This is a genomic window from Streptomyces sp. NPDC002574, assembly GCF_042889545.1.
In the GTDB taxonomy this organism is placed as follows: Bacteria; Actinomycetota; Actinomycetes; order Streptomycetales; family Streptomycetaceae; genus Actinacidiphila.
The window spans coordinates 103,682-122,738 of record NZ_JBIARB010000018.1; the positions used below are offsets into that span (position 1 = coordinate 103,682).

23 protein-coding genes are annotated in these 19,057 nt (G+C 73.0%); 7 read left to right on the forward strand and 16 right to left on the reverse strand.

All coding sequences use genetic code 11. From position 1 onward, the window contains the following. Positions 1–52 precede the first annotated feature (52 nt). Genes ACFYXS_RS34665 through ACFYXS_RS34680 form a run of 4 tightly spaced genes read right to left on the reverse strand, consistent with a single transcriptional unit; the run spans position 53 to position 3,387 of the window. On the reverse strand, positions 53–991 hold the full coding sequence (locus tag ACFYXS_RS34665; RefSeq protein WP_389255553.1) for a hypothetical protein: 939 nt from the start codon (positions 989–991) through the stop codon (positions 53–55). Beyond that, complete coding sequence (locus ACFYXS_RS34670; protein ID WP_389255555.1) at positions 988–1,857, reverse strand: hypothetical protein; 870 nt, start codon at positions 1,855–1,857, stop codon at positions 988–990. Before ACFYXS_RS34670 ends, ACFYXS_RS34665 begins: the two co-directional genes overlap by 4 nt. Next, on the reverse strand, positions 1,854–2,654 hold the full coding sequence (locus ACFYXS_RS34675) for a hypothetical protein (RefSeq protein ID WP_389255557.1): 801 nt from the start codon (positions 2,652–2,654) through the stop codon (positions 1,854–1,856). Before ACFYXS_RS34675 ends, ACFYXS_RS34670 begins: the two co-directional genes overlap by 4 nt. Positions 2,655–2,682: 28 nt before the next feature. Beyond that, positions 2,683–3,387, reverse strand: a complete 705-nt coding sequence (locus ACFYXS_RS34680; protein WP_389255559.1) for a hypothetical protein — start codon at positions 3,385–3,387, stop codon at positions 2,683–2,685. A gap of 162 nt (positions 3,388–3,549) precedes the next feature. Between ACFYXS_RS34680 and ACFYXS_RS34685 the strand changes: the two genes are divergently transcribed. After that, positions 3,550–3,912 (forward strand): DsrE family protein, encoded by a 363-nt coding sequence (locus tag ACFYXS_RS34685; protein WP_389255561.1) that lies wholly within the window; start codon positions 3,550–3,552, stop codon positions 3,910–3,912. Between the two features lie 16 nt (positions 3,913–3,928). Here ACFYXS_RS34685 and ACFYXS_RS34690 read toward each other — a convergent pair whose 3' ends face one another. The 8 genes from ACFYXS_RS34690 to ACFYXS_RS34725 all read right to left on the reverse strand — a co-directional run bounded on the left by ACFYXS_RS34690 (position 3,929) and on the right by ACFYXS_RS34725 (position 8,743). After that, positions 3,929–4,198, reverse strand: coding sequence for a DUF3099 domain-containing protein (locus tag ACFYXS_RS34690; protein ID WP_389255563.1), 270 nt, complete (start codon positions 4,196–4,198; stop codon positions 3,929–3,931). Between the two features lie 76 nt (positions 4,199–4,274). Continuing rightward, positions 4,275–4,565 (reverse strand): DUF1416 domain-containing protein, encoded by a 291-nt coding sequence (locus tag ACFYXS_RS34695; protein ID WP_319663489.1) that lies wholly within the window; start codon positions 4,563–4,565, stop codon positions 4,275–4,277. A 46-nt stretch (positions 4,566–4,611) separates the two neighbouring features. Further along, positions 4,612–5,457: a sulfurtransferase gene (locus ACFYXS_RS34700; RefSeq protein WP_389255565.1), complete on the reverse strand. Its 846-nt coding sequence runs from the start codon at positions 5,455–5,457 to the stop codon at positions 4,612–4,614. A 150-nt stretch (positions 5,458–5,607) separates the two neighbouring features. Next, positions 5,608–5,688 carry a putative leader peptide gene (locus tag ACFYXS_RS34705; RefSeq protein WP_389255642.1) on the reverse strand — a complete coding sequence of 27 codons (81 nt, stop codon included), beginning with the start codon at positions 5,686–5,688 and terminating at the stop codon, positions 5,608–5,610. 160 nt (positions 5,689–5,848) lie between these two features. Beyond that, complete coding sequence (locus tag ACFYXS_RS34710; protein ID WP_389255567.1) at positions 5,849–6,562, reverse strand: DUF2993 domain-containing protein; 714 nt, start codon at positions 6,560–6,562, stop codon at positions 5,849–5,851. A gap of 96 nt (positions 6,563–6,658) precedes the next feature. Beyond that, on the reverse strand, positions 6,659–7,564 hold the full coding sequence (locus ACFYXS_RS34715; protein ID WP_389255569.1) for a hypothetical protein: 906 nt from the start codon (positions 7,562–7,564) through the stop codon (positions 6,659–6,661). Between the two features lie 4 nt (positions 7,565–7,568). Then, on the reverse strand, positions 7,569–7,832 hold the full coding sequence (locus ACFYXS_RS34720; protein WP_389255571.1) for a MoaD/ThiS family protein: 264 nt from the start codon (positions 7,830–7,832) through the stop codon (positions 7,569–7,571). 86 nt (positions 7,833–7,918) lie between these two features. After that, positions 7,919–8,743, reverse strand: coding sequence for an alpha/beta hydrolase (locus ACFYXS_RS34725; protein WP_389255573.1), 825 nt, complete (start codon positions 8,741–8,743; stop codon positions 7,919–7,921). A gap of 192 nt (positions 8,744–8,935) precedes the next feature. Between ACFYXS_RS34725 and ACFYXS_RS34730 the strand changes: the two genes are divergently transcribed. The 6 genes from ACFYXS_RS34730 (at position 8,936) to ACFYXS_RS34755 (ending at position 14,443) form a co-directional block, all read left to right on the forward strand. After that, on the forward strand, positions 8,936–9,703 hold the full coding sequence (locus ACFYXS_RS34730; RefSeq protein ID WP_389255575.1) for a response regulator transcription factor: 768 nt from the start codon (positions 8,936–8,938) through the stop codon (positions 9,701–9,703). Between the two features lie 66 nt (positions 9,704–9,769). Then, on the forward strand, positions 9,770–10,792 hold the full coding sequence (locus ACFYXS_RS34735; RefSeq protein WP_319663482.1) for a LacI family DNA-binding transcriptional regulator: 1,023 nt from the start codon (positions 9,770–9,772) through the stop codon (positions 10,790–10,792). Positions 10,793–10,947: 155 nt separating this feature from the next. Then, positions 10,948–11,991 carry a S1C family serine protease gene (locus ACFYXS_RS34740; protein ID WP_389255577.1) on the forward strand — a complete coding sequence of 348 codons (1,044 nt, stop codon included), beginning with the start codon at positions 10,948–10,950 and terminating at the stop codon, positions 11,989–11,991. 28 nt (positions 11,992–12,019) lie between these two features. Continuing rightward, complete coding sequence (locus ACFYXS_RS34745; protein WP_389255579.1) at positions 12,020–12,205, forward strand: hypothetical protein; 186 nt, start codon at positions 12,020–12,022, stop codon at positions 12,203–12,205. A gap of 82 nt (positions 12,206–12,287) precedes the next feature. After that, positions 12,288–13,025: a response regulator transcription factor gene (locus ACFYXS_RS34750; protein ID WP_389255581.1), complete on the forward strand. Its 738-nt coding sequence runs from the start codon at positions 12,288–12,290 to the stop codon at positions 13,023–13,025. Further along, complete coding sequence (locus tag ACFYXS_RS34755) at positions 13,025–14,443, forward strand: sensor histidine kinase (protein WP_389255583.1); 1,419 nt, start codon at positions 13,025–13,027, stop codon at positions 14,441–14,443. The genes ACFYXS_RS34750 and ACFYXS_RS34755 overlap by 1 nt, the downstream gene beginning before the upstream one ends. A 37-nt stretch (positions 14,444–14,480) precedes the next feature. Here ACFYXS_RS34755 and ACFYXS_RS34760 read toward each other — a convergent pair whose 3' ends face one another. From ACFYXS_RS34760 to ACFYXS_RS34775, 4 genes are all read right to left on the reverse strand, one after another. Beyond that, complete coding sequence (locus ACFYXS_RS34760) at positions 14,481–16,259, reverse strand: RICIN domain-containing protein (RefSeq protein WP_389255585.1); 1,779 nt, start codon at positions 16,257–16,259, stop codon at positions 14,481–14,483. 148 nt (positions 16,260–16,407) lie between these two features. Further along, on the reverse strand, positions 16,408–17,334 hold the full coding sequence (locus tag ACFYXS_RS34765) for a RimK family alpha-L-glutamate ligase (RefSeq protein ID WP_389255587.1): 927 nt from the start codon (positions 17,332–17,334) through the stop codon (positions 16,408–16,410). A 60-nt stretch (positions 17,335–17,394) separates the two neighbouring features. Next, positions 17,395–18,582, reverse strand: a complete 1,188-nt coding sequence (locus tag ACFYXS_RS34770; RefSeq protein WP_389255589.1) for a glutathionylspermidine synthase family protein — start codon at positions 18,580–18,582, stop codon at positions 17,395–17,397. Further along, a complete protein-coding gene (locus ACFYXS_RS34775) occupies positions 18,582–18,875 on the reverse strand; it encodes a hypothetical protein (RefSeq protein ID WP_389255591.1) in 294 nt (97 codons plus the stop codon). The genes ACFYXS_RS34770 and ACFYXS_RS34775 overlap by 1 nt, the downstream gene beginning before the upstream one ends. Positions 18,876–19,057: the final 182 nt, after the last annotated feature.

Sequence of the window (19,057 nt, forward strand, 5' to 3'; positions counted from 1 at the left end):
GATGCGCTGAGGTCGGCCCCCGCGCATCGCGCCCGTGCCGGGCGCAACCCGGTCAGCCGAGCAGCTGCGCCTGGAGCCGCACGGTCTGGTGGAACGGGACGGCGGGCTGCGTCCCGGCCTTGGTCATCAGGACCACGGCCACGGTGTCGCCTGCCTGGACGAACGCGACGCGGACGTGCTGCGGCCCGCGCGGCGCGCTCTCGTCGAAGACGGAGGCGAACTCGGTCTCCGGCACGTCGCTGCTGCTCCACTCGTCGTCGCGGGTCGTGGCGCCGGCCTGCACCGGGATACCGGAGATCTCGAGGTCGGTCCTGACCTCGTTCGCGTAGGGCCCGCTGGCGAACTGCAGAAGGTAGATCTCCGCGCGCGTGCCGTCCTGCGCGGTCCAGGCGCGCGCCGCGATGTGCCGGAGGGTCTCCTGGCCGAGCGTCTGGGTGAGCGGCGCGCGGTAGGTCTTCTGGAAGACCTTCACGAAGTCCGCGGTCGGCAGCCAGCCGGTGCGGTCCGGGAAGCTCTTGTCGACCTTGGCGCCCGCGGGGGCGGGCAGCAGAAGCGTGCGCGGGTCCGCGTAGTGCCGGCCGCCCGGGTTGTGGTCGGCGTCCAGCGGACGAGGCGCGTCTTCGGGCAGCTTGGGCAGCTTCAGCGCGGGGTAGGTCCAGCGGCCGTCGTCGGGGGTGCGCAGCCCGGGGATCTTCGTCCGCTCCGGCTGGGTCACCCCGTACGTCGTGGCCGCGCCCAGCGCGCCGAAGACGAGCACCACCGCGGTCCAGCGCACGGCAGCGCGCAGCCCGCGCCGGTCCCGCAACCGCCGCCGCGGGGGCGCCGCGGGAACGGGGAGCGCGGCCTCGTCCACGGCCGTGAGCTCCGCAGAGGCCGGCTCCGCGGCCGCGCTCTCCACGGCCGTGAGCTCCGCACGGGCGGCCTCCACGGGCGCCTCCGGGGCGGCCTGGGGCGGGATCGTCGCCTCGTCGGTCCGGGTCTGCTCGGTCATGCCGCCTCCCCCGGGTCCTGCACGCGGTCGAGCTGCTCCTTGAAGAGGTACGCAGCGTTGTCCTTCTGGAGCGGGGCGGTGCCGGTGACCGTCATGCGCACCATCACGTCGCCCTCGGTGGCCTGGCAGGACATGGCGTCCAGCTTGGCCCCGGGATTCTTCGGCGGCAGGACACAGCGGGCCTTGTCGTGACCCGCGATCTTCGGCCCGTTCCGGAACACCCCGAGGGCCTTGGTGAAGGCGCTGTAGAAATCGGTGCCGGCGCGGGCGATGCTCTTGTTCTTCATCTGGACGATCTGCATGTTCACGACGAGCGTGCCGGTCGTGTTGCGGTACGAGCGGAAGCCGACACCCTGGATGTGCATGGCGTCCACGGCCTTGCGCACCTGGGCCCGCTCCTTCTTGGACAGGCCCGCGTAGTCGCCCTGGAACACCGCCACAGCGTCCTTGCCGGTGTACTCCGCGTCGTTTCCGTACTCGGCCATGTCGGGACCCGGCACGTAGCCGGCCGGCATGGGCAGCAGCAGCTTGCCCAGCGCGCCGTAGTGGCTGCCGCCGGACTGGGTGCCGTACTCCCCGGTCTTGCTCGGCTGGGGAGCCTTCCACGGCTGGGCGCTCGCCGGCGTGTCGTCGTTCTTCTGCTGCTGGAGCACGGCGAAGCCGATGCCGCCGCCCGCGGCGATGGCGACCAGCGCCCCGGCGACGCCGATGGCGAGACCGCGGCGGCTCTTGCGGGGCCCGGGTGCGGATTCCGCGGTCGGGGTCTCAGCGGTCGCGGTGTCGCCGGTCACCGGCACGGCCTCGGGCGGGCTCGCGCTCCCGGGCGCTGTGTCCGGTGTGCCGGGAAGGATGGTCTCGTCGTTCACAGCCGCCCCCACTGCCGCTCGGCCACCGACAGGATCGCGGACTTCTTGATCGGCCTGGCCGAGGTCAGCCAGATGTCCATCATGATGTTGCCCTTCCGGGCCAAGGCGCGTGCTTCGTACAGCGGGAGGTAGCCCGCCTTGGTCTCCGGCTTGGAGTAGACCCATGCCTTGCCGTCGAAGGTGCCGGGGATGGAACTGCCCTCGTTGCCCGCGTACTTCTTCTCGGGCATGTAGTTCTGCTGTTCCTCGAGGAACTGCGGGGTGTACCTGTACTCGTCGTCGCGGAACTGGACGAGCCGGATCTCGGTCGTGGCCGACGTGTCGTACGTACCGGTCCGCCAGCTGGCGATGGCGACGCGCCGGAAGCCGTTGCTGTTGAAGTCGGTGAAGGCGTCGCCCGGGCGCTCGAAGGTCTCGGCGTAGTCGTAGAGCGGGTACCACTGGTCCTCACCGAGGGGACCGCTCAGCCAGTCCTTGGCGCCCTTGGGCCGCTTCAGCAGCAGCTTGCGCAGGTCGCCGTCGTACTTCACGAGCGTGTCCTCGGCCGCGGTGAGCGGCTTCGCCTTCGGCGCGGCGCCCTTGGGCTGCACGAGTGCCCGCTGGGTGAGCGGGGGGAGCGGCGTTTCGGGCCGGTTGTACTGGATCGTGTAGCCGGTGCCGGCGCCCGCGGCGACACCGAGAACGGCGGCGGCGAGCACGAGCAGGGTGGTGCGGCCGCGGCGACGGGGTGGCCGGGCCGCGGGGGGTGCTTCCGGAACAGGGGGTACCTGCTCCGGGACAGGGGTGTCCTGGGACAAGGGGTTCTCCACGAAGGTGTCTGAAGGCTCAGCGGCCGGTCGCGAGGCGCTGGTACTGCTGGTCGAGCAGCCGCTTGAGCAGGTCGCGGCCGGGCAGCTTCGCGCCGGTCACGGTGATGCTGATGTGCACGTCGCCCTGGTGGGACAGCGCGGCCACGGCGTCGGTGCTCTCGGCGGAGCCGGAGGACAGGCGGTAGGCCTTGGCGGGGTGGGTGCTGCCGATCGTCAGGGCCGGCGAGTCCAGGTAGAAGTCGTCGTAGTAGCCGGAGGCGCCGGCGGCCGAGCCGAAGCGCAGCAGTTCGACGGAGATCTCGTAGTCCCCGTCGGCGGTCAGGTAGGTGCGCTGGGCGCCCTTCTTGAAGCCGTACCGGCTCAGGGCCCGCTTGATGTCGCCGCTGACGCCGACCTCGTCACGGCTGACGGAGGTGCCCGCCTCGTCGCCGTAGATCTCGGCGTCCTTGGGCGGGGTGAGCAGGAAGAAGCGCAGGTCTCCGCTGTGCGCACCGGCGTGGACGGCACCGGTGACGGTGCTGGACGGGGAGGGGGAGTCGTCGGGCCCGGCGGTCCCCGTGGGGTCCGGCGAGGGCGACGGGGTCGCCGGCGCGGATGCCGTCGGAGCCGCCGTCGACGGCACGGCGGCCGCCGAGGTCTTCGAGGACGACGACCCTATGGCGACCACGGCCCCCGCCGTCAGCGTCCCCAGGACGACGAGTCCGACGACCACGGCGATCATCGCACCGGTCCGTGCGTTCGTACGCGCTTCCACAAGCCCCCCCGGGCAGACACACAGCGCTCGCGCGCGATCTGCGAAGCGAGGCGAACCGCATTATGTCGATCATCAGCAAGCGCTTCACACTTTTTTCGCTGTGAGACCGGCCACCTTAGGGTGTGGACCATGGCGAAGAAGCTGGTGATCAAGGTGACGGCGGGCGCCGACGCGCCCGAACGGTGCTCGCAGGCGTTCACGGTGGCGGCGGTGGCCGTGGCGAGCGGCGTGGAGGTCTCGTTGTGGCTGACCGGTGAGTCGGCGTGGTTCGCGCTGCCCGGGAAGGCGGCCGAGTTCGAGCTGCCGCACTCCGCGCCGCTGCCCGACCTGATCGAGGGGATCATGGCCGGTGGGCGGATCACCTTGTGCACGCAGTGCGCGGCCCGCCGGGACATCGCGGAGAAGGACGTGCTGGAGGGCGTGCGGATCGCGGGGGCGCAGGTCTTCGTGAGCGAGGCGATGGCCGACGGCGTGCAGGCGCTCGTCTACTGATCCACCGATCCGGGCGTCAGCGCTGGTCGCGGTGGTCGTCGCGGCGGTCCAGCTCGCGCCACCACTCGTCGGACTTGGGGTCGCCGGTCTCGTCCCACCAGCGGTCGTCGGGACCCCTGCGGTTGGCCACGATGGCCGCGACCGGGGGGATCAGCATCGCGACGACGCACATGGCGACGGCCGCCGGCACCGACCACAGGCGCACCACGCTCCACGCCAGGACGAAAAGCAGGACGCACCCGCTCATCATGGCGAAGTACCAGCGCCGCCGACGCCTCGTGGACACCCTTCCAAAGTACGTCGCGAAGGGCCGCACCCCCACTCGGGTGGCGGTGCGACCCTTCGCCGGTTCCGGCCGTCGGTCAGACGGCGATGGCCACCTCGGTGAGGTTGCCCTGCTGCGCGACGACCGAGCGGTCCACCGTCGCGCCCGGCACGAGGGCGCGCAGCGTCCACGAGCCCGGGGCCGCGAAGAAGCGGAACTGCCCGGTCGCGGAGGTGGGAACCTCAGCGGTGAACTCGCCGCCGCCGTCCAGCAGGCGCACGTAGCCGGCGACGGGCTCGCCGTCGCGGGTCACGGAACCCTGGATGATCGTCTCCTTCGCCACGTCGACGCCGGCCAGGTCGGGGCCGCCGGCCTTCGCTCCGCACATGGTGTCTTCCTTCGGGTCGGGGGTCGGGCGGGTCGGGTGTCTGGTGCTACTTGGCCGGGCCGAGCTCGATCGGCACGCCCACGAGGGAGCCGTACTCGGTCCAGGAGCCGTCGTAGTTCTTCACGTTCGGCTGGTCGAGCAGCTCGTGCAGGACGAACCAGGTGAGCGAGGAGCGCTCACCGATGCGGCAGAGCGCGATGGTGTCCTTGGCGAGGTCGACGCCCTCGTCCTCGTAGAGGGCCTTGAGCTCGTCGTCGGACTTGAAGGTGCCGTCGTCGTTGGCGTTCTTCGACCACGGGATGTTGCGGGAGCTCGGGATGTGGCCCGGCTTCTGCGACTGCTCCTGCGGGAGGTGGGCCGGGGCGAGGAGCTTGCCGGAGAACTCGTCGGGCGAGCGGACGTCGACCAGGTTGAGGTTGCCGATCGCGGCGACGACCTCGTCGCGGAAGGCGCGGATCGAGCTGTCCTGTGCCTTGGCCTTGTACTGGGTCGCCGGGCGGGCCGGGACCTCGGAGCCGTCGACCAGGTCGCGGGAGTCCAGCTCCCACTTCTTGCGGCCGCCGTCGAGCAGCTTGACGCCCTCGTGGCCGTAGAGCTTGAAGTACCAGTAGGCGTACGCCGCGAACCAGTTGTTGTTGCCGCCGTAGAGGACGACGGTGTCGTCGTTGGCGATGCCCTTGGCCGACAGCAGCTCCTCGAAGCCCGCCTGGTCGACGAAGTCGCGGCGCACCGGGTCCTGGAGGTCCTTCTTCCAGTCGATGCGGACGGCGTTCTTGATGTGGTTCTTGTCGTAGGCCGAGGTGTCCTCGTCGACCTCGACGAGGACCACCTTCGGGTCGTCGATGTGGGCCTGGACCCAGTCGGCGTCCACCAGGACGTCACTGCGGCTCATTGCTGATCTCCTCCGGGGCAGTAGCGGATGTCTCGGCACACGGACGGGTGCGCGCGGGGGCCGGGGTGCGCTGCACGGGCGCGTCGCGGCGATGCGCGGAGCGGGGAAGGTGGGGCCGGGAGTGCGGCGCCGACGACGGCGCGGAAGCCCCTACGGCAGGCGACAGAGCATGGCGGCGACACGGCACAGGTCGACTGCCCGCCGCTTCGTGAGATCCGCCTGTCGCTTCATGTGCTCGATCGTAGGGAAGGGAGTGCGCGGTGTCACCGCCGGTCCGCATCACGAGATGAGATTGTCCACATGATGGAACGATGACGGGGTGCCCGGTCCCGCCGGACGGAGCCGGGACCCGGCACCCCGGGTGAAGGACTGCGGAGCGGACGAAGCGGTCTCAGTTGGCGAGAACGACCTTGGTGCCGGTCGCCTCGACGGTGATGCCCTCGGGCGTCGCGGTCACCGACGTCAGCTCGATGCCCTGCGGCAGCCCGGCCAGCGCGCGCGTGAAATCGATCCGCTCGCGGAGCAGGTCGCCCACCTCGGAGGGCAGGGCGTCCAGGCCGGGGATCTCGCCGGCGGTCAGTTTGATGCTGTTCTTGGCGGTGACGCTGATCTCGCTCACCACGCTGCGCTGAATGTCGCCGATCGGCGTCGAGATGTCCGCGCTGACCTTCACGCGGCCCTTGCCGTCTGCGGCGGTGCCGCCGTAGCCGACCTTCACCCCGGTCGGCGCGGCCTTGCTCAGGTCCTCGTAGCTGAGGGTGGCGGAGCCGGTGGCGGTGTCGGCCACGGCGCTGGAGAAGCCGTTCGACATCCGCACGCCGTGCAGGTCGGCCTGGAAGCGGTCGACCCGCAGCGTCTGGCCGCCGGTGCCGGTCGCCTCGATGCCGTTCGCCGTCACCTCCACGTCGTCCAGCTTCTTGGCGAGCACCTGGGTCAGGAACGGGAATCCCTTGATGTCGATCTCGGGCTTCGAGGTCAGGCCCTGGGTCTGCTGGACCCGGTCGGCGGCCTTGGACTCCGCGAAGTGCACCGCGATGCGGTCGGCGGCGACGAAGAGGGCGCCGAATATCACGACGAGGATGAGCAGAATCCGTAGTGCACGCATGAGGTGTCCCCCGCAGTGATGGTCACGTTTCCGTCGGTGGTCTCCAGCACTGTCCGGCGCTCACTGGTGCTGGTGCCGTCGCCCGACCCTAGCGGGTCAACCCAGCAACGCCCTGGCCACTACGTAGACGGCCGGCGCCGCCGCGGTGAGCGGCAGTGCCACGCCGGCGGTGAAGTGCACGAACCGGGACGGGAAGTCGTAGCTGGCCACCCGCAGGCCGATCAGCGCGCACACCCCGGCGACCAGCGCGATCAGCGCCCCGTCCGCCGTCTCCAGGCGGCCGAGCGCGATCCCGCTGCCCGTGGCGGCGGCGAGCGCGACCAGCACCGACACCACGGCCGGCAGCGGCAGGGCGCGCGCCAGGGTCGCCACGGCCACCGCGACGACGGCGGTCACGACCGCGTCCTTGCCGGCCGGGACGGCCGTGGTCGCCAGGTAGCCGGTGGCCAGGACGGTGATCAGCGTCGAGGCGGCGGTCGCGGTGAGCGAGGAGAGCCGTTCCTCGGGCGTCCCGTGGTGGCGCAGGTGCATGACGAGCACGAACAGCAGCCACACGCCGAGCGTGCCGACGATGACGGCGGGGGCGTTCTCGACCCCGTCGGCCAGCACCGCGACCTCGGCCGTCACACCCGCCAGGAACGCCAGCGCGATGCCCTGCCGGGCGGGCCACATCCCGTTCAGGCGGAACCAGCCGGCCGCGGTCACCGCCTGCAGCAGCACGGCCGCGGCGGCCAGCGCCGGGCGGCCGAGCAGGGCGCCGCCCGCCAGCAGCAGCGCGAGGGCCGCGGTCACGGCGGCGGGCTGCATGCCGGGCGCGATGATCGGGGACCCGGTGCGCTCCACCGGGGTGCGGCCGGCCTGGCGGCGCCGCGCGGCCCGCCCGCCGGGGGCGGGGGCCTCGGCGCCCTCGTCGCCTACGGGCGGGAGGACGGCCGTGCTGTCGTGGGTGTGCGCCGGCATGGGCCCGGGGCCCGGGGCGTACCAGTCGTGGTTGTCGGTCACGCGCTCATCCTCCCGCGAACGGCGGGAGCACCTCGACCGTGCCGCCGTCGGCCAGCTCGATCCCGGAATGATCCCGGGTGCCGACGGGGTTCCCGTCGACAAGGAACGAACAGTTGGACAACACCCGGGCGAACTCGGGGCGCGCCGCGTGGCGTTCGCGCGCGGCGGTCAGCGCCTCGGCGAGCGTGCCCTCACGGTACGGCTCCTCCGCGGCGCCGGCGGCGGCCTTGGCCGCGGCCCAGTACCGGATCGTGCCGTGTGCCGCCATGGCGGCTCCTTCCCCTTGCCCTCACGGGTCCTGCCGCCGTCCATGATGACGCAGCGCCGCGGGGCGGCGGCGCCGCGGGTCTCCCGCTACCGCACGCGGGCCGCCGCCCAGGCCGCGATGCGGCGCAGGAGCTCCTCCGGTGCGGCGTTCTCCGCGTGGCCGAAGCCGGGCTCGATCCACAGTTCGGCCGCGTCGCCGGCGGCCTCGGCCAGCGAGAGGGGGTGGTCGAGCGGGAAGTAGCCGTCGCGGTCGCCGTGGATGACCAGGAGCGGGGTGGGCGGGATGAAGGGCACCGCGTCCACCGGGGGGACGGGGACGGGGTTCCAGTCCCGGTGGTGGATACGGGTGCCGAGCAGGCCGCGGGAGAGCAGCCGTCCGGCGGGCCGGGTGATGGCCCAGTGCACCCGCCGCATGGGCGCCGTACCGCGGTAGTACCAGCGCGCGGGGGAGCTCACGGAGACGACGGCGTCAACGTGCGCCCCTTCGTGCGCCGTTGTGCGCCCCGCGTGTCGCAGCACCACCGAGCCGCCCATGGAGAAGCCGACGGACACGACCCGCCGGTGCCCCGCGCGGCGTGCCCAGCGCACGGCCGCGTCCAGATCGAGCACCTCGCGGTCGCCCACCGTGGAGTGGCCCCCGGAGCGCCCGTGACCCCGGAAGGAGAACGTGACGACGCCGCCGACGCCGTCCACCTGTCCGAAGACCTCCGCCGCGCGCCGCACCGCGGGCCGTTCCAGCGCGCCGGTGAAGCCGTGCGCGACGACGATCGCGAAGCCGTCCGCCGTCCCTCCCGGCGCGTACGCGGCGTCGATGCGCACACCGTCATCGGTCAACAGCACCGCACGCCGACCACCGCCGGCGATCGACGGGACACACGAACGCGCAGCGCGGGACTCACTTACCGACTCCATGTGGGCTATTCTCTTAGGTCAAGAGGATCCGGGCAGCGTCGCCCCCGGGTCCTTTCGTGCTTTCCGGCACCGCCCCAGGCCGTTCCGGACGGCGCGTGTCGGCGCACGCACACGTCCTCGCCGGGACCGAGGAGGGTTCGCAATGGGCAAGCGGAACACGCATGACCGGACGATGAACGACGGGAGCGACCGGTGAGCTCACTCCTCCTGCTGACCAACGCACTCCAGCCGAGCACCGAAGTGCTCCCGGCCCTGGGGCTGCTGCTGCACAGCGTCCGGGTGGCCCCCGCGGAGGGGCCGGCGCTGGTGGACACCCCCGGCGCCGACGTGATCCTGATCGACGGCCGGCGCGACCTGCCGCAGGTCCGCTCGCTGTGCCAGCTGCTGCGCTCCACCGGGCCGGGCTGCCCGCTGGTCCTGGTGGTCACCGAGGGCGGCCTGGCCGCCGTGACCGCCGACTGGGGCATCGACGACGTCCTGCTGGACACCGCGGGCCCCGCCGAGGTCGAGGCCCGGCTGCGGCTGGCGATGGGCCGCCAGCAGATCACCGTCGACGACGGCCCGATGGAGATCCGCAACGGCGACCTGTCGGTCGACGAGGCCACCTACAGCGCCAAGCTCAAGGGCAGGGTCCTGGACCTGACCTTCAAGGAGTTCGAGCTGCTGAAGTACCTGGCGCAGCACCCCGGCCGGGTCTTCACCCGCGCCCAGCTGCTGCAGGAGGTCTGGGGCTACGACTACTTCGGCGGCACGCGCACCGTCGACGTCCACGTCCGGCGGCTGCGCGCCAAGCTCGGCCCCGAGCACGACGCGCTGATCGGCACGGTCCGCAACGTCGGCTACCGCTTCGTCACCCCCGAGAAGGGCGACCGGCCGGTGGACGAGCCCTCCAAGGCCCCCGGGACGCAGGGAGAACGCGAGTCCGCGGAAGCGGCGGCCCTGGCCGCCCGCAACGCCTGATCACACGCGGGTCACGGCTGTGAGCAGACAGTGGGATGCGCGGGTGTACCCGCGTAGACTCCCCCCGTGGCAAAGGTGACGCGGGACGATGTGGCCAGGCTTGCGGGGACGTCGACCGCGGTCGTCAGCTACGTCATCAACAACGGACCACGGCCGGTCGCACCGGCCACGCGCGAGCGTGTGCAGGCGGCGATCAAACAGCTCGGATACCGCCCGGACCGGGTGGCCCAGGCGATGGCCAGCCGCCGGACCGACCTCATAGGCCTCATCGTGCCGGACGCGCGGCAGCCGTTCTTCGCGGAGATGGCGCACGCGGTGGAACGGGCCGCCGCCGAGCGCGGCAAGATGGTGCTGGTCGGCAACTCCGACTACCTGGACGAGCGCGAGGTCCACTACCTGCGGGCCTTCCTCGGGATGCGGGTGTCCGGGCTGATCCTGATCTCGCAGGGGCCGAGCGAGCACGCCGCCATCGAGATAGACGCCTGGGACGCGCGGGTCGTGCTGCTGCACCGGCGGCCGGAGGCGATCGACGACGTCGCGGTCGTGACGGACGACGTCGGCGGGGCGCAGCTGGCGACGCGGCACCTGCTGGAGCACGGGCACGAGTACGTGGCCTGCCTCGGCGGCACCGAGATCACCCCGAAGTCCGGCGACCCGGTCACCGACCACGTCGAGGGCTGGCGGCGCGCGATGCAGGAGGCCGGGCGGAGCGTCGAGGGACGGCTGTTCTCGGCCCCGTACAACCGCTACGACGCCTACAAGGTCGGCCTGGAGCTGCTGGCCCGGCCGGGCAGGCCGACGGCGATCATCTGCGCGACGGACGACCAGGCCATCGGGCTGCTGCGGGCCGCGCGCGAGCTGCGGATCGACGTGCCGGGCGAGCTGGCCGTGGCCGGCTTCGACGACGTCAAGGAGGCCGGGCTGACCGATCCGCCGCTGACCACGGTCGCCTCGGACCGCGAGGCGATGGCGCGGGCGGCGGTGGACCTGGTGCTGGACGACGGGCTGCGGGTCTCCGGATCGCGGCGGGAGCGGCTGCGGCAGTTCCCCTCCCGGCTGGTCGTGCGGCGCAGCTGCGGCTGCCACTGACGCGTTCCCGCAGGTCCGCGCGTGGGTAGCCGGGCCCCTTCCGGCGGACAGCGCTGACCTGCGGGTTCCTTTCTTATATCGGGCATACGGAACTCTGCCCCGGTTCTCAGGGCACGCTCAGGGAGCTCTCATGTTCGGGGCGCACAGTCGTTGTCATGAACGAGAACTCCTCACGCGACAGCGGCGCAGACGAGCACCGGAACGGTCCCGCGGCCTACCCGCCGCCCCCGCCCTATGAGCCGCAGGCGCCCGCGTACGGGACGCACCCGTACGGCGCGCCCGCACCGGTGGAGCCCGCCGCCGGGCGCGGGTCCCGGCGGACGGTACCGCTGGTGGCCACCGTGGCGCTGGTCTCGGCGCTGGTCGGCGGTGGGACGGCGGCCCTGATCGGGAACGCGACGGCCTCGCAGAGCGCCGCGACCTCGACCCGGGTGGTCGGCACCAGCGCGACGGGCACCAGCAGCGTCGCCTCCGTCGCCGCGGCCGTGAGCCCGAGCATCGTGGAGGTCAGCGCCACCTCGTCCGACGGCCAGTCGACCGGCTCGGGCGTGATCGTCACCAGTGGCGGCGAGATCGTCACCAACAACCACGTCATCTCCGGCGCGGACACCGTCAAGGTCCGCTTCAGCTCCGGGAAGACCGCCACCGCGAAGGTGGTCGGCACCGACAGCGCCAAGGATCTGGCCCTGCTCAAGGCGCAGGACGTCAGCGGCCTGACCCCGGCGTCGCTCGGCGACTCCGGCCAGGTCGCGGTCGGCGACGAGGTCGTGGCCATCGGTTCCCCCGAGGGTCTGACCGGCACGGTCACCAGCGGCATCGTCTCCGCGCTCGACCGCGACGTCACGGTCGCCGCCGACGAGGGCCAGGGCCAGGGGCAGCGGCAGGGCCGCGGCTACGGCGGCGGCGACAGCCGGTGGCCGTTCGAGTTCGGCGGCGGCCAGTACAACGGCGACGTCGGCTCGTCCACGACCACGTACAAGGCGATCCAGACCGACGCCTCGCTCAACCCCGGCAACTCCGGTGGCGCCCTGATCAACATGAACGGCGAGATCATCGGCATCAACTCGGCCATGTACTCGGCCAGTTCGTCCTCGGCCGGCGACAGCACCGCCGGCAGCATCGGCCTCGGGTTCGCGATCCCCGTCAACACCGTCAAGGCCGACCTCGACACCCTGCGCAACGGCGGCAGCGACAGCTGACCGCTCCCTCCCGAAGGGACGGACCGTCATGAACGTCATCCTCAGCACCGCCCTCCACCCCGCCGGTGTCCCCGCCGGTCCCGCGGACCTCGCGCTGATCCACTTCCCGGCCCCGGCGCCGCGGGAGCCCGAGATCGCCGCCAACCGCCGGTACGCCCGCCGGTACGCCCGCCGCTCGCGCGCCGCGCACCGTCTGGCCCTCGTGCAAGGCTAGGAAGGCAGCAGCACCGCAGCACCGCACCCCGCAGAGCACCGCCCCCCGTCCCCGACGACTCCCTGCACGAGGTGGAAGACGCATGAGCCCCGGCGAGAACGGCGAGGCCCCGGCCCGCATCCTGATCGTGGACGACGAGCCCGCGGTCCGTGAGGCGCTGAAGCGGAGCCTCGCCTTCGAGGGCTACGAGACCGCCCTCGCCGAGGACGGCCTGGCCGCACTCGACCAGGTGGACGTCTACCGGCCGGACGCGATCGTCCTGGACGTGCTGATGCCGCGCATGGACGGCCTCACCACCGCCCGCCGCCTGCGCTCCAGCGGCACCACCACCCCGATCCTCATGCTCACCGCCCGCGACACGGTCGGCGACCGCGTCACCGGACTCGACGCCGGGGCCGACGACTACCTCGTCAAGCCCTTCGAGCTCGACGAACTCCTCGCCCGCCTGCGGGCACTGCTGCGGCGCAGCTCGTACGCCTCCGGACTGTCCGGCGGCACCGCCGAGGAGAGCGGGCTGACCTTCGGCGACCTGCGCATGGACACCGCCACCCGCGAGGTCACCCGGGCCGGGCAGCCGGTGGAGCTGACCCGTACCGAGTACACGCTGCTGGAGATGTTCCTGACGCACCCGCGCCAGGTGCTCACCCGGGAGCAGATCCTCAAGGCCGTGTGGGGCTTCGACTTCGAGCCGAGCTCCAACTCCCTGGACGTGTACGTCATGTACCTGCGCCGCAAGACCGAGGCCGGCAACCTCCCCCGGCTGGTCCACACCGTCCGGGGTGTCGGCTACGTGCTGCGCAACGCGGAGGGCAAGGGCTGATGCGCCACCTGGTGCGCTTCCGTTCCCTGCCGCTGCGCTCACGGCTGGCGATCCTGACGGCGGTGGCGGTCGCGGCGGCGGTGACCGCGAGTGCGCTGCTGTGCTGGTTCTTCGTGCGCGGGACGCTCATGAACTCGCTGGACAACTCGCTGCGCGACAACCGGATGCCCCCGCAGAGGGTCGTCGACCAGTTGCGCGCGGGACTGTGCACCACCGAGCCGCCCGCCTCCGACGACCAGGCCCCCAACCCCTTCAACTCCACCGTCCAGGTCGTCTCGCGGACCGGCGCCAGCTGCGTGATCCAGGGCTCCCAGACGCTGCACGTCACCTCGGCCGACACCGACGTGGCCAAGGGCACGCTGCGCGAGGCCCTGCACACGGTGACCGGCTCCGACGGCAACCAGTACCGCGCCGTGACACTGCCGCTGCTCAACACGGACGGGGCGTACACCGTGGCCCGTCCGCTGGACGAGGTCACCCAGTCGCTCAACACCCTCGGCCTGATCCTGCTGGCCGTCGGCGGCCTGGGGGTGATCGGCGCCAGCGTCGCCGGCCTCGCGGTGGCCCGCGCGGGCCTGAAGCCGGTGGACCGGCTCACCCGCACCGTCGAGCACATCGCGCGCACCGAGGACCTCAGCGTCCGCATCCCCGTGCACGGCGACGACGAGATCGCCCGCCTGTCGTCCTCCTTCAACGCGATGACGGCCGCGCTGTCCTCCTCGCAGGAGCTGCAGCAGCAGCTGATCGCGGACGCCGGCCACGAGCTGCGCACCCCGCTCACCTCGCTGCGCACCAATATCGAGCTGCTGGAACGCAGTGAGATGACCGGCAGGGCGCTGCCGCCGCAGGACCGGCAGGAGCTGCTGAGCTCGGTGAAGGCCCAGATGGGCGAGCTGGCGGCGCTCATCGGGGACCTCCAGGAGCTGTCCCGTCCGCAGGCGGTGCAGGGGGGCGGGCCGCTGCAGACGGTGGCGTTCCACGAGGCGGTGGAAGCCGCCCTGGAACGGGCCCGGCTGCGCACCGGCCCGGACCTGAAGATCACCGCGGAACTGGCGCCGTGGTACGTACGGGCCGAACCCGGCGCCCTGGAGCGGGCCGTGATCAATCTGCTCGACAACGCGGTGAAGTTCAGCCCGCCGGCCGGGACGGTGGAAGTGGCCCTGCACGGCGGTGAGCTCACCGTCCGCGACCACGGCCCTGGCGTGCCGCCCGAGGACCTGCCGCACGTCTTCGAGCGCTTCTGGCGCTCCACGTCCGCGCGCAGCCTGCCGGGTTCGGGCCTCGGTCTGTCCATCGTGGCCCGCACCGTGCAGCAGGCGGACGGCACCGTGCGCCTGCAGCCCGCGAGCGGCGGCGGCACGACGGCGGTGGTCTACCTGCCGGGCGGGCCGATCCCGCCGACCGGGGACGACGCCTGAGCGGCCCTCGCCGGCGGTCCCCGCCCACGGCCCGTCGCTAACCGGCCTGCCAGCGCTGGTCGGCGGAGTTGCCCACCGGCTCGAACGACAGCGTGGAGCCCGGCGAGTCGCCGTCGGGGGCGGCGGCGACGTCGAGGTCGATCTGCGGGCGGATGCGGCCGAGACCGTCGACGAGGAAGAGCAGGTTCTGGGCGTGCCTGCCGTCGGCGGACGAGCAGCTCCAGACGCCGAGCCCGCGGTCGGTGTCGCCGCGGGAGTCGAGGCAGTAGTCGGAGTCACCGCCGTTGCGCAGCACGCCCTGGGACTCCACCCGCCACCGCTGTGCGGCGGAGTCGGGGTCGCAGCCGGCGAGGATGACGTCCGAGCCGTTGGAGAAGTCCTCGTCGCGCACGTCCAGGCACAGGCCGGAGTCGCCGTTCACGACCTGGGCGAAGCTGCTGCCGGGCGGCTTCGGCGTCGGTGTGGGCGTCGGGCTGGGCACGGCCGGGATGCGGTACGACGCGGCCCCGCTCGGCGTCCTCGACGCGGACGGCGTGGTGGTCCCGGTCGCGCCGGCCGTGGGCGGGCCGGTGACCGTGGCGGTGGCGGTGGCGGTGGCCGTGGTCGTCGCGGTCGTCGTCACGGTGACGGAGGCCGACGGCAGGACCGGCGGCGCCTGGCCCGCCTGGCTGCCCGCCGGGGCGTCGTCGCCGGTGACGTACACCAGGCCGGTGACGGCCGCGACGGCGGCGGAGGCCAGCACCAGCGTGATCAGCGGTGTCGGGTAGCGGCTGCGCAGCCGTACGAGCCGGGCGGCCCCGGCGAACCGGGTGAACCGGCTGAAGGGGCCCGGCCGCGGCTTGCGACGGGAGGCCGGCGCGGGTGCGGCGGGCCGCACGACACGGGTGATCCAGGTGAGGGGCCCCCGCCTCGGTTTGCGACGGGAGACCGGCGCGGGAGCGGCCGGCGGGGCGGGGGGCGGCGCGGGCGCGGCGAGCGCCGCGAGGTAGGCGGGACCCGCCCAGGCCACCAGGGCCGTGCCGAGCAGCGGGCGCGGGTCGCGCTCCAGCACGATCAGGAACTCCAGGGCCTTGGCGCAGTCGGCGCACCCGGCGAGGTGCCGCTCCAGGTCCTCGTTCTGCCGCGCGTCGTCGCGGCGGGCGGCGGCGTCCAGGATGCGGCCGAAGCCCCGGCACGCCGGGTCCTCGCTGCGTTCCAGGTAGGTGCGCAGGTAGGACTCGCGGTACGCGTCCAGCGCCCGGGCCCCGAGGTCGGCCATCTCCGAGCGCCTCTCCCCGGTCCACAGCGCCGCGTCGGCCTCCGGCGTCCGCTCGACGACGGTGTGCCAGAGGATCCCCTGCGTGCTCTGCCGCAGCGCGGCGAAGGCGCCGAACAGGGCGGAGCCCTCGGCCAGTCGGTGCCGCGGGTGGACGGGCAGGCCCGGCAGTCCGGGCGGGGCCGTCACGGCGGTGTCGCGGGCGCGGATCACGTCGATGAAGGCCGCGTACTCCTCGTTCAGCCGGACCCGCCGGCTGCCCGACGCCCAGACGGCACCCGCCTGGTGGACGAGCATGAGCAGCCGGTGCCGCCACGCGCCGCGCGGGTCGACCCCTCGGTGCACCTCCTGCCAGGCCAACGCGAAAGCCTGGGCAGCGAGTTGACCGGCGGACTCCTCGTCACGGGCACACAGCCGGGCGTAGCAGACCACGGCGGGCAGGTGACGCCGGCGCAGTTCCTCGGTCGCCGGGTAGGCGGTCGGCGCGCCGGCCCGCACGCGCTCGGTGAGAGCGGCGTCGGACAACTCGTCGTAGACGGGCGCCTTGTGCGGTTGGGACACGGATGACCACCCGGACGCATTGATGGGCCTGGAGGACGGGGGTGCCCATGGTGCGCCACAAGTTACTGCCGAGGAAAGTGTTTCCGGTGGTAACTACCCGCCGCGGGACGGGTGAACGGGAAATCTCGTACGCACCGCTGCCGCGGTGTCACCCTGTGCTCGACGCGCCGCCCGGCAGCCGCGCGGCGCACGCGGCGACGACGGCCGGCGCCACCTCGTCCATCGCCTCTCCCCAGCCCACGTTGGCGTTGACCTCGCACAGCACGAACTCCCCGTCCGGCGCGAAGAGCAGGTCCACTCCGGCCACGGCGAGCCCGAGCACCTCGGCGGCGCGCACGGCCAGCGCCTCGGCCCGGGGGTGGCGCCCGGGACAGGGCGTCGCGGTGCCGCCCCGGGCGAGGTTGGACGTGAGGCCGGTGCCGCCGCCGGTTCGGGTCTGGGCGGCCACCGCCCGGCCGTCGACGACCACCACGCGCAGGTCGCGGCCGTGGGAGTGGGCGACGTACTCCTGGAAGAGGTACGGCGTCTCGTGGCGCAGGCTGCCCTGGACGTCCCGGAGCATCGCGGTGTCCGGGGCGAGGAAGACCCGCCGTCCGCGGTGCCCGCGCACCGCCTTGACCACGCACGGTTCCGGCACCATGCCCGGGGCGTCGACCACCGCCTCCAGCGGGGCGTCGGCGTAGCTGAGGGTGTCCGGCACCGGCAGCCCGGCGAGGGCGAGTTGCTGCAGCTGCCACACCTTGTTGACGCAGGCCATGACGGAGTCGATGGGGTTGACCAGGACCGCGTCCAGGGCCTCCAGATGGCGCAGCAGCGTGATCTCGCGGTCGGCGCCCAGGCCCGGCGACATCATGCGGGCGAACACGACCCGGGGGGCCGCGACGGGCCGGCCGTCGAGAGCGTGCAGCGACAGCCGGCCCGTGCGGACGCCGAGCAGCAGGTCGGCGGTGCGGACGACGGCGCAGCGCGGCCCGAACTCCTCGGCGAAGGCGGCCCGGAGCCGCCTGACGACCGGGCTCTCCTCGACGCCGTGGCCGAGCAGCAGCCACACGTCGGCACGGGGTGCTCCGGTCACGGTCCCAGCATCCCCGCGCCGTGGCCCTCCCCGCCGGGGGCGCGCCGTCCGGGATACGGGTCAGCGGATGACATGCGGTACGAAGCGGGCGTACTCGTCGGTGACCGGGCCCGCCGACTCGCGGATGCCGAGCCCGGCCGGCTCGCCGTCCACGACCCAGGCGCCCAGCACGACGTGGTTGCCGTCGAAGACGGGCAGCGTCGCCAGTTCCTGGTAGCAGCAGGGCTCGTCGTCCCGTACGGCGACGGGCTCCCCTGCACGGTGGACGGTGACGCCCGCGCCCTCGCGGCCCAGCAGCGGTTTGGCGACCCAGCCGGTCGTGGCGGCCAGCGCGCGCGGGCCGTCGAGGTGGGCGGCGAGCAGGTTGGGGTGACCGGGGTAGAGCTCCCACAGCACGGCCAGGAGCGCCTTGTTGGACAGCAGCATCTTCCAGGCGGGCTCGATCCAGCAGGTGCTGCCGGTGCCGCCGCCGTTGTCGAGGGTGTCCAGGACGTGGCCGCCGAAGGGGTCGTCGGCCAGCCACTCCCAGGGGTAGAGCTTGAAGCAGCTGCGGATGAAGCCCAGCCGGTCGTCGACGAAGCGTCGCGACAGCCCGTCCCAGCCGATCGACTCCACCGACAGGGCGCGGGTCTCGAGGCCCGCCTGCTCGGCGGTCTCGCGCAGGTAGGCGACCGTCATCAGGTCCTCGCCGAGCTCGTCGCCCTCGGAGTGCGCGAAGTGCACGGGCCCGGGCGGCAGCAGCGGGGCCTGCCGCTTCCACGCGGCGACCAGGCGTTCGTGGAGGGAGTTCCACTGGTCGGCGCCGGGGAACCGGTCCTCCATCCAGAACCACTGGGCGCTGGCCGCCTCCACCAGGGAGGTGGGGGTGTCGGCGTTGTACTCCAGCAGCTTGGCCGGGCCTCCGGCGCCGTCGTGGCGCAGGTCGAAACGGCCGTAGAGGCTGGGCAGTTCGGTCCTGCGCCGCCAGGACTCGGCGATCCGGGCGGCCAGCCGGGGGTCGTGGATGCCGAGGTCGGCGAAACGGTCCCGCTCGACGATGTGCGCGGCCGCGGCCAGGCACATCGCGTGCAGGTCCGCGACGGTCCGCTCCAGCTCCTCGACCTCGGGCAGCGAGAACTCGTAGTAGGCGCTCTCGTCCCAGTAGGGGCGCAACGTCCCGTCCGGGTGGCGGGTCAGCGGGTAGACGACGCCCTGGTCCTCGACGATCCGCTGCCAGTCGGGGCGCGGTTCCGCGGTGCGGCGCCGCATCAGCCGCCGCCGGAGCGGTGACCCGAGCCGTGGCCGCCGAAACCGCCGGTCTTCACGGACGACTCGTCGAAGCTGCCGCCCCGGACCTTCCCGCCGCGGACGCTGCCGCCGTAGTAGTAGTGCCCGCTGCCGCCGCTCTCGCAGCTCGACTCCGGCAGGGTCTTGTACGTGTCGGGGTCCACGCAGCGCTTGTCGGGCTCCGAGCCGCAGGCGGCCAGGGCCGCGGCGAGCACACCCATGCCCCCGAGGATCACCGTGCCCGACCTGAACCGCCGTCGCTCCGTCGTCGTCATGCGCACAGGTTAGGGAGATGCGGCGGCCGCCCGGCGACCGGGGTCGGCGTCGCGGCACCGCGTCCGCCGGCGCCCGCGGGGTGCCGGCGAGGGCGTACCCGGTCCTCCCGCGGGGTCCGGGGCCCCGCCCGGTGTCACCCTCACGGTCGAGGCGGTGACGAACGGAAGGGGCGGCCGTCCCG

What these genes read in the sequence shown, in the direction of transcription:
- ACFYXS_RS34685 (WP_389255561.1), top strand. Translation starts at nt 3,550, where the DNA reads ATGGCGAAGAAGCTGGTGATCAAGGTGACGGCGGGCGCCGACGCGCCC.
- ACFYXS_RS34700 (WP_389255565.1), bottom strand. Translation starts at nt 5,457, where the DNA reads ATGAGCCGCAGTGACGTCCTGGTGGACGCCGACTGGGTCCAGGCCCAC.
- ACFYXS_RS34705 (WP_389255642.1), bottom strand. Translation starts at nt 5,688, where the DNA reads ATGAAGCGACAGGCGGATCTCACGAAGCGGCGGGCAGTCGACCTGTGC.
- ACFYXS_RS34750 (WP_389255581.1), top strand. Translation starts at nt 12,288, where the DNA reads ATGAGCCCCGGCGAGAACGGCGAGGCCCCGGCCCGCATCCTGATCGTG.
- ACFYXS_RS34745 (WP_389255579.1), top strand. Translation starts at nt 12,020, where the DNA reads ATGAACGTCATCCTCAGCACCGCCCTCCACCCCGCCGGTGTCCCCGCC.
- ACFYXS_RS34775 (WP_389255591.1), bottom strand. Translation starts at nt 18,875, where the DNA reads ATGACGACGACGGAGCGACGGCGGTTCAGGTCGGGCACGGTGATCCTC.
- ACFYXS_RS34695 (WP_319663489.1), bottom strand. Translation starts at nt 4,565, where the DNA reads ATGTGCGGAGCGAAGGCCGGCGGCCCCGACCTGGCCGGCGTCGACGTG.
- ACFYXS_RS34755 (WP_389255583.1), top strand. Translation starts at nt 13,025, where the DNA reads ATGCGCCACCTGGTGCGCTTCCGTTCCCTGCCGCTGCGCTCACGGCTG.
- ACFYXS_RS34710 (WP_389255567.1), bottom strand. Translation starts at nt 6,562, where the DNA reads ATGCGTGCACTACGGATTCTGCTCATCCTCGTCGTGATATTCGGCGCC.
- ACFYXS_RS34665 (WP_389255553.1), bottom strand. Translation starts at nt 991, where the DNA reads ATGACCGAGCAGACCCGGACCGACGAGGCGACGATCCCGCCCCAGGCC.
- ACFYXS_RS34725 (WP_389255573.1), bottom strand. Translation starts at nt 8,743, where the DNA reads ATGGAGTCGGTAAGTGAGTCCCGCGCTGCGCGTTCGTGTGTCCCGTCG.
- ACFYXS_RS34680 (WP_389255559.1), bottom strand. Translation starts at nt 3,387, where the DNA reads ATGATCGCCGTGGTCGTCGGACTCGTCGTCCTGGGGACGCTGACGGCG.
- ACFYXS_RS34740 (WP_389255577.1), top strand. Translation starts at nt 10,948, where the DNA reads ATGAACGAGAACTCCTCACGCGACAGCGGCGCAGACGAGCACCGGAAC.
- ACFYXS_RS34720 (WP_389255571.1), bottom strand. Translation starts at nt 7,832, where the DNA reads ATGGCGGCACACGGCACGATCCGGTACTGGGCCGCGGCCAAGGCCGCC.
- ACFYXS_RS34770 (WP_389255589.1), bottom strand. Translation starts at nt 18,582, where the DNA reads ATGCGGCGCCGCACCGCGGAACCGCGCCCCGACTGGCAGCGGATCGTC.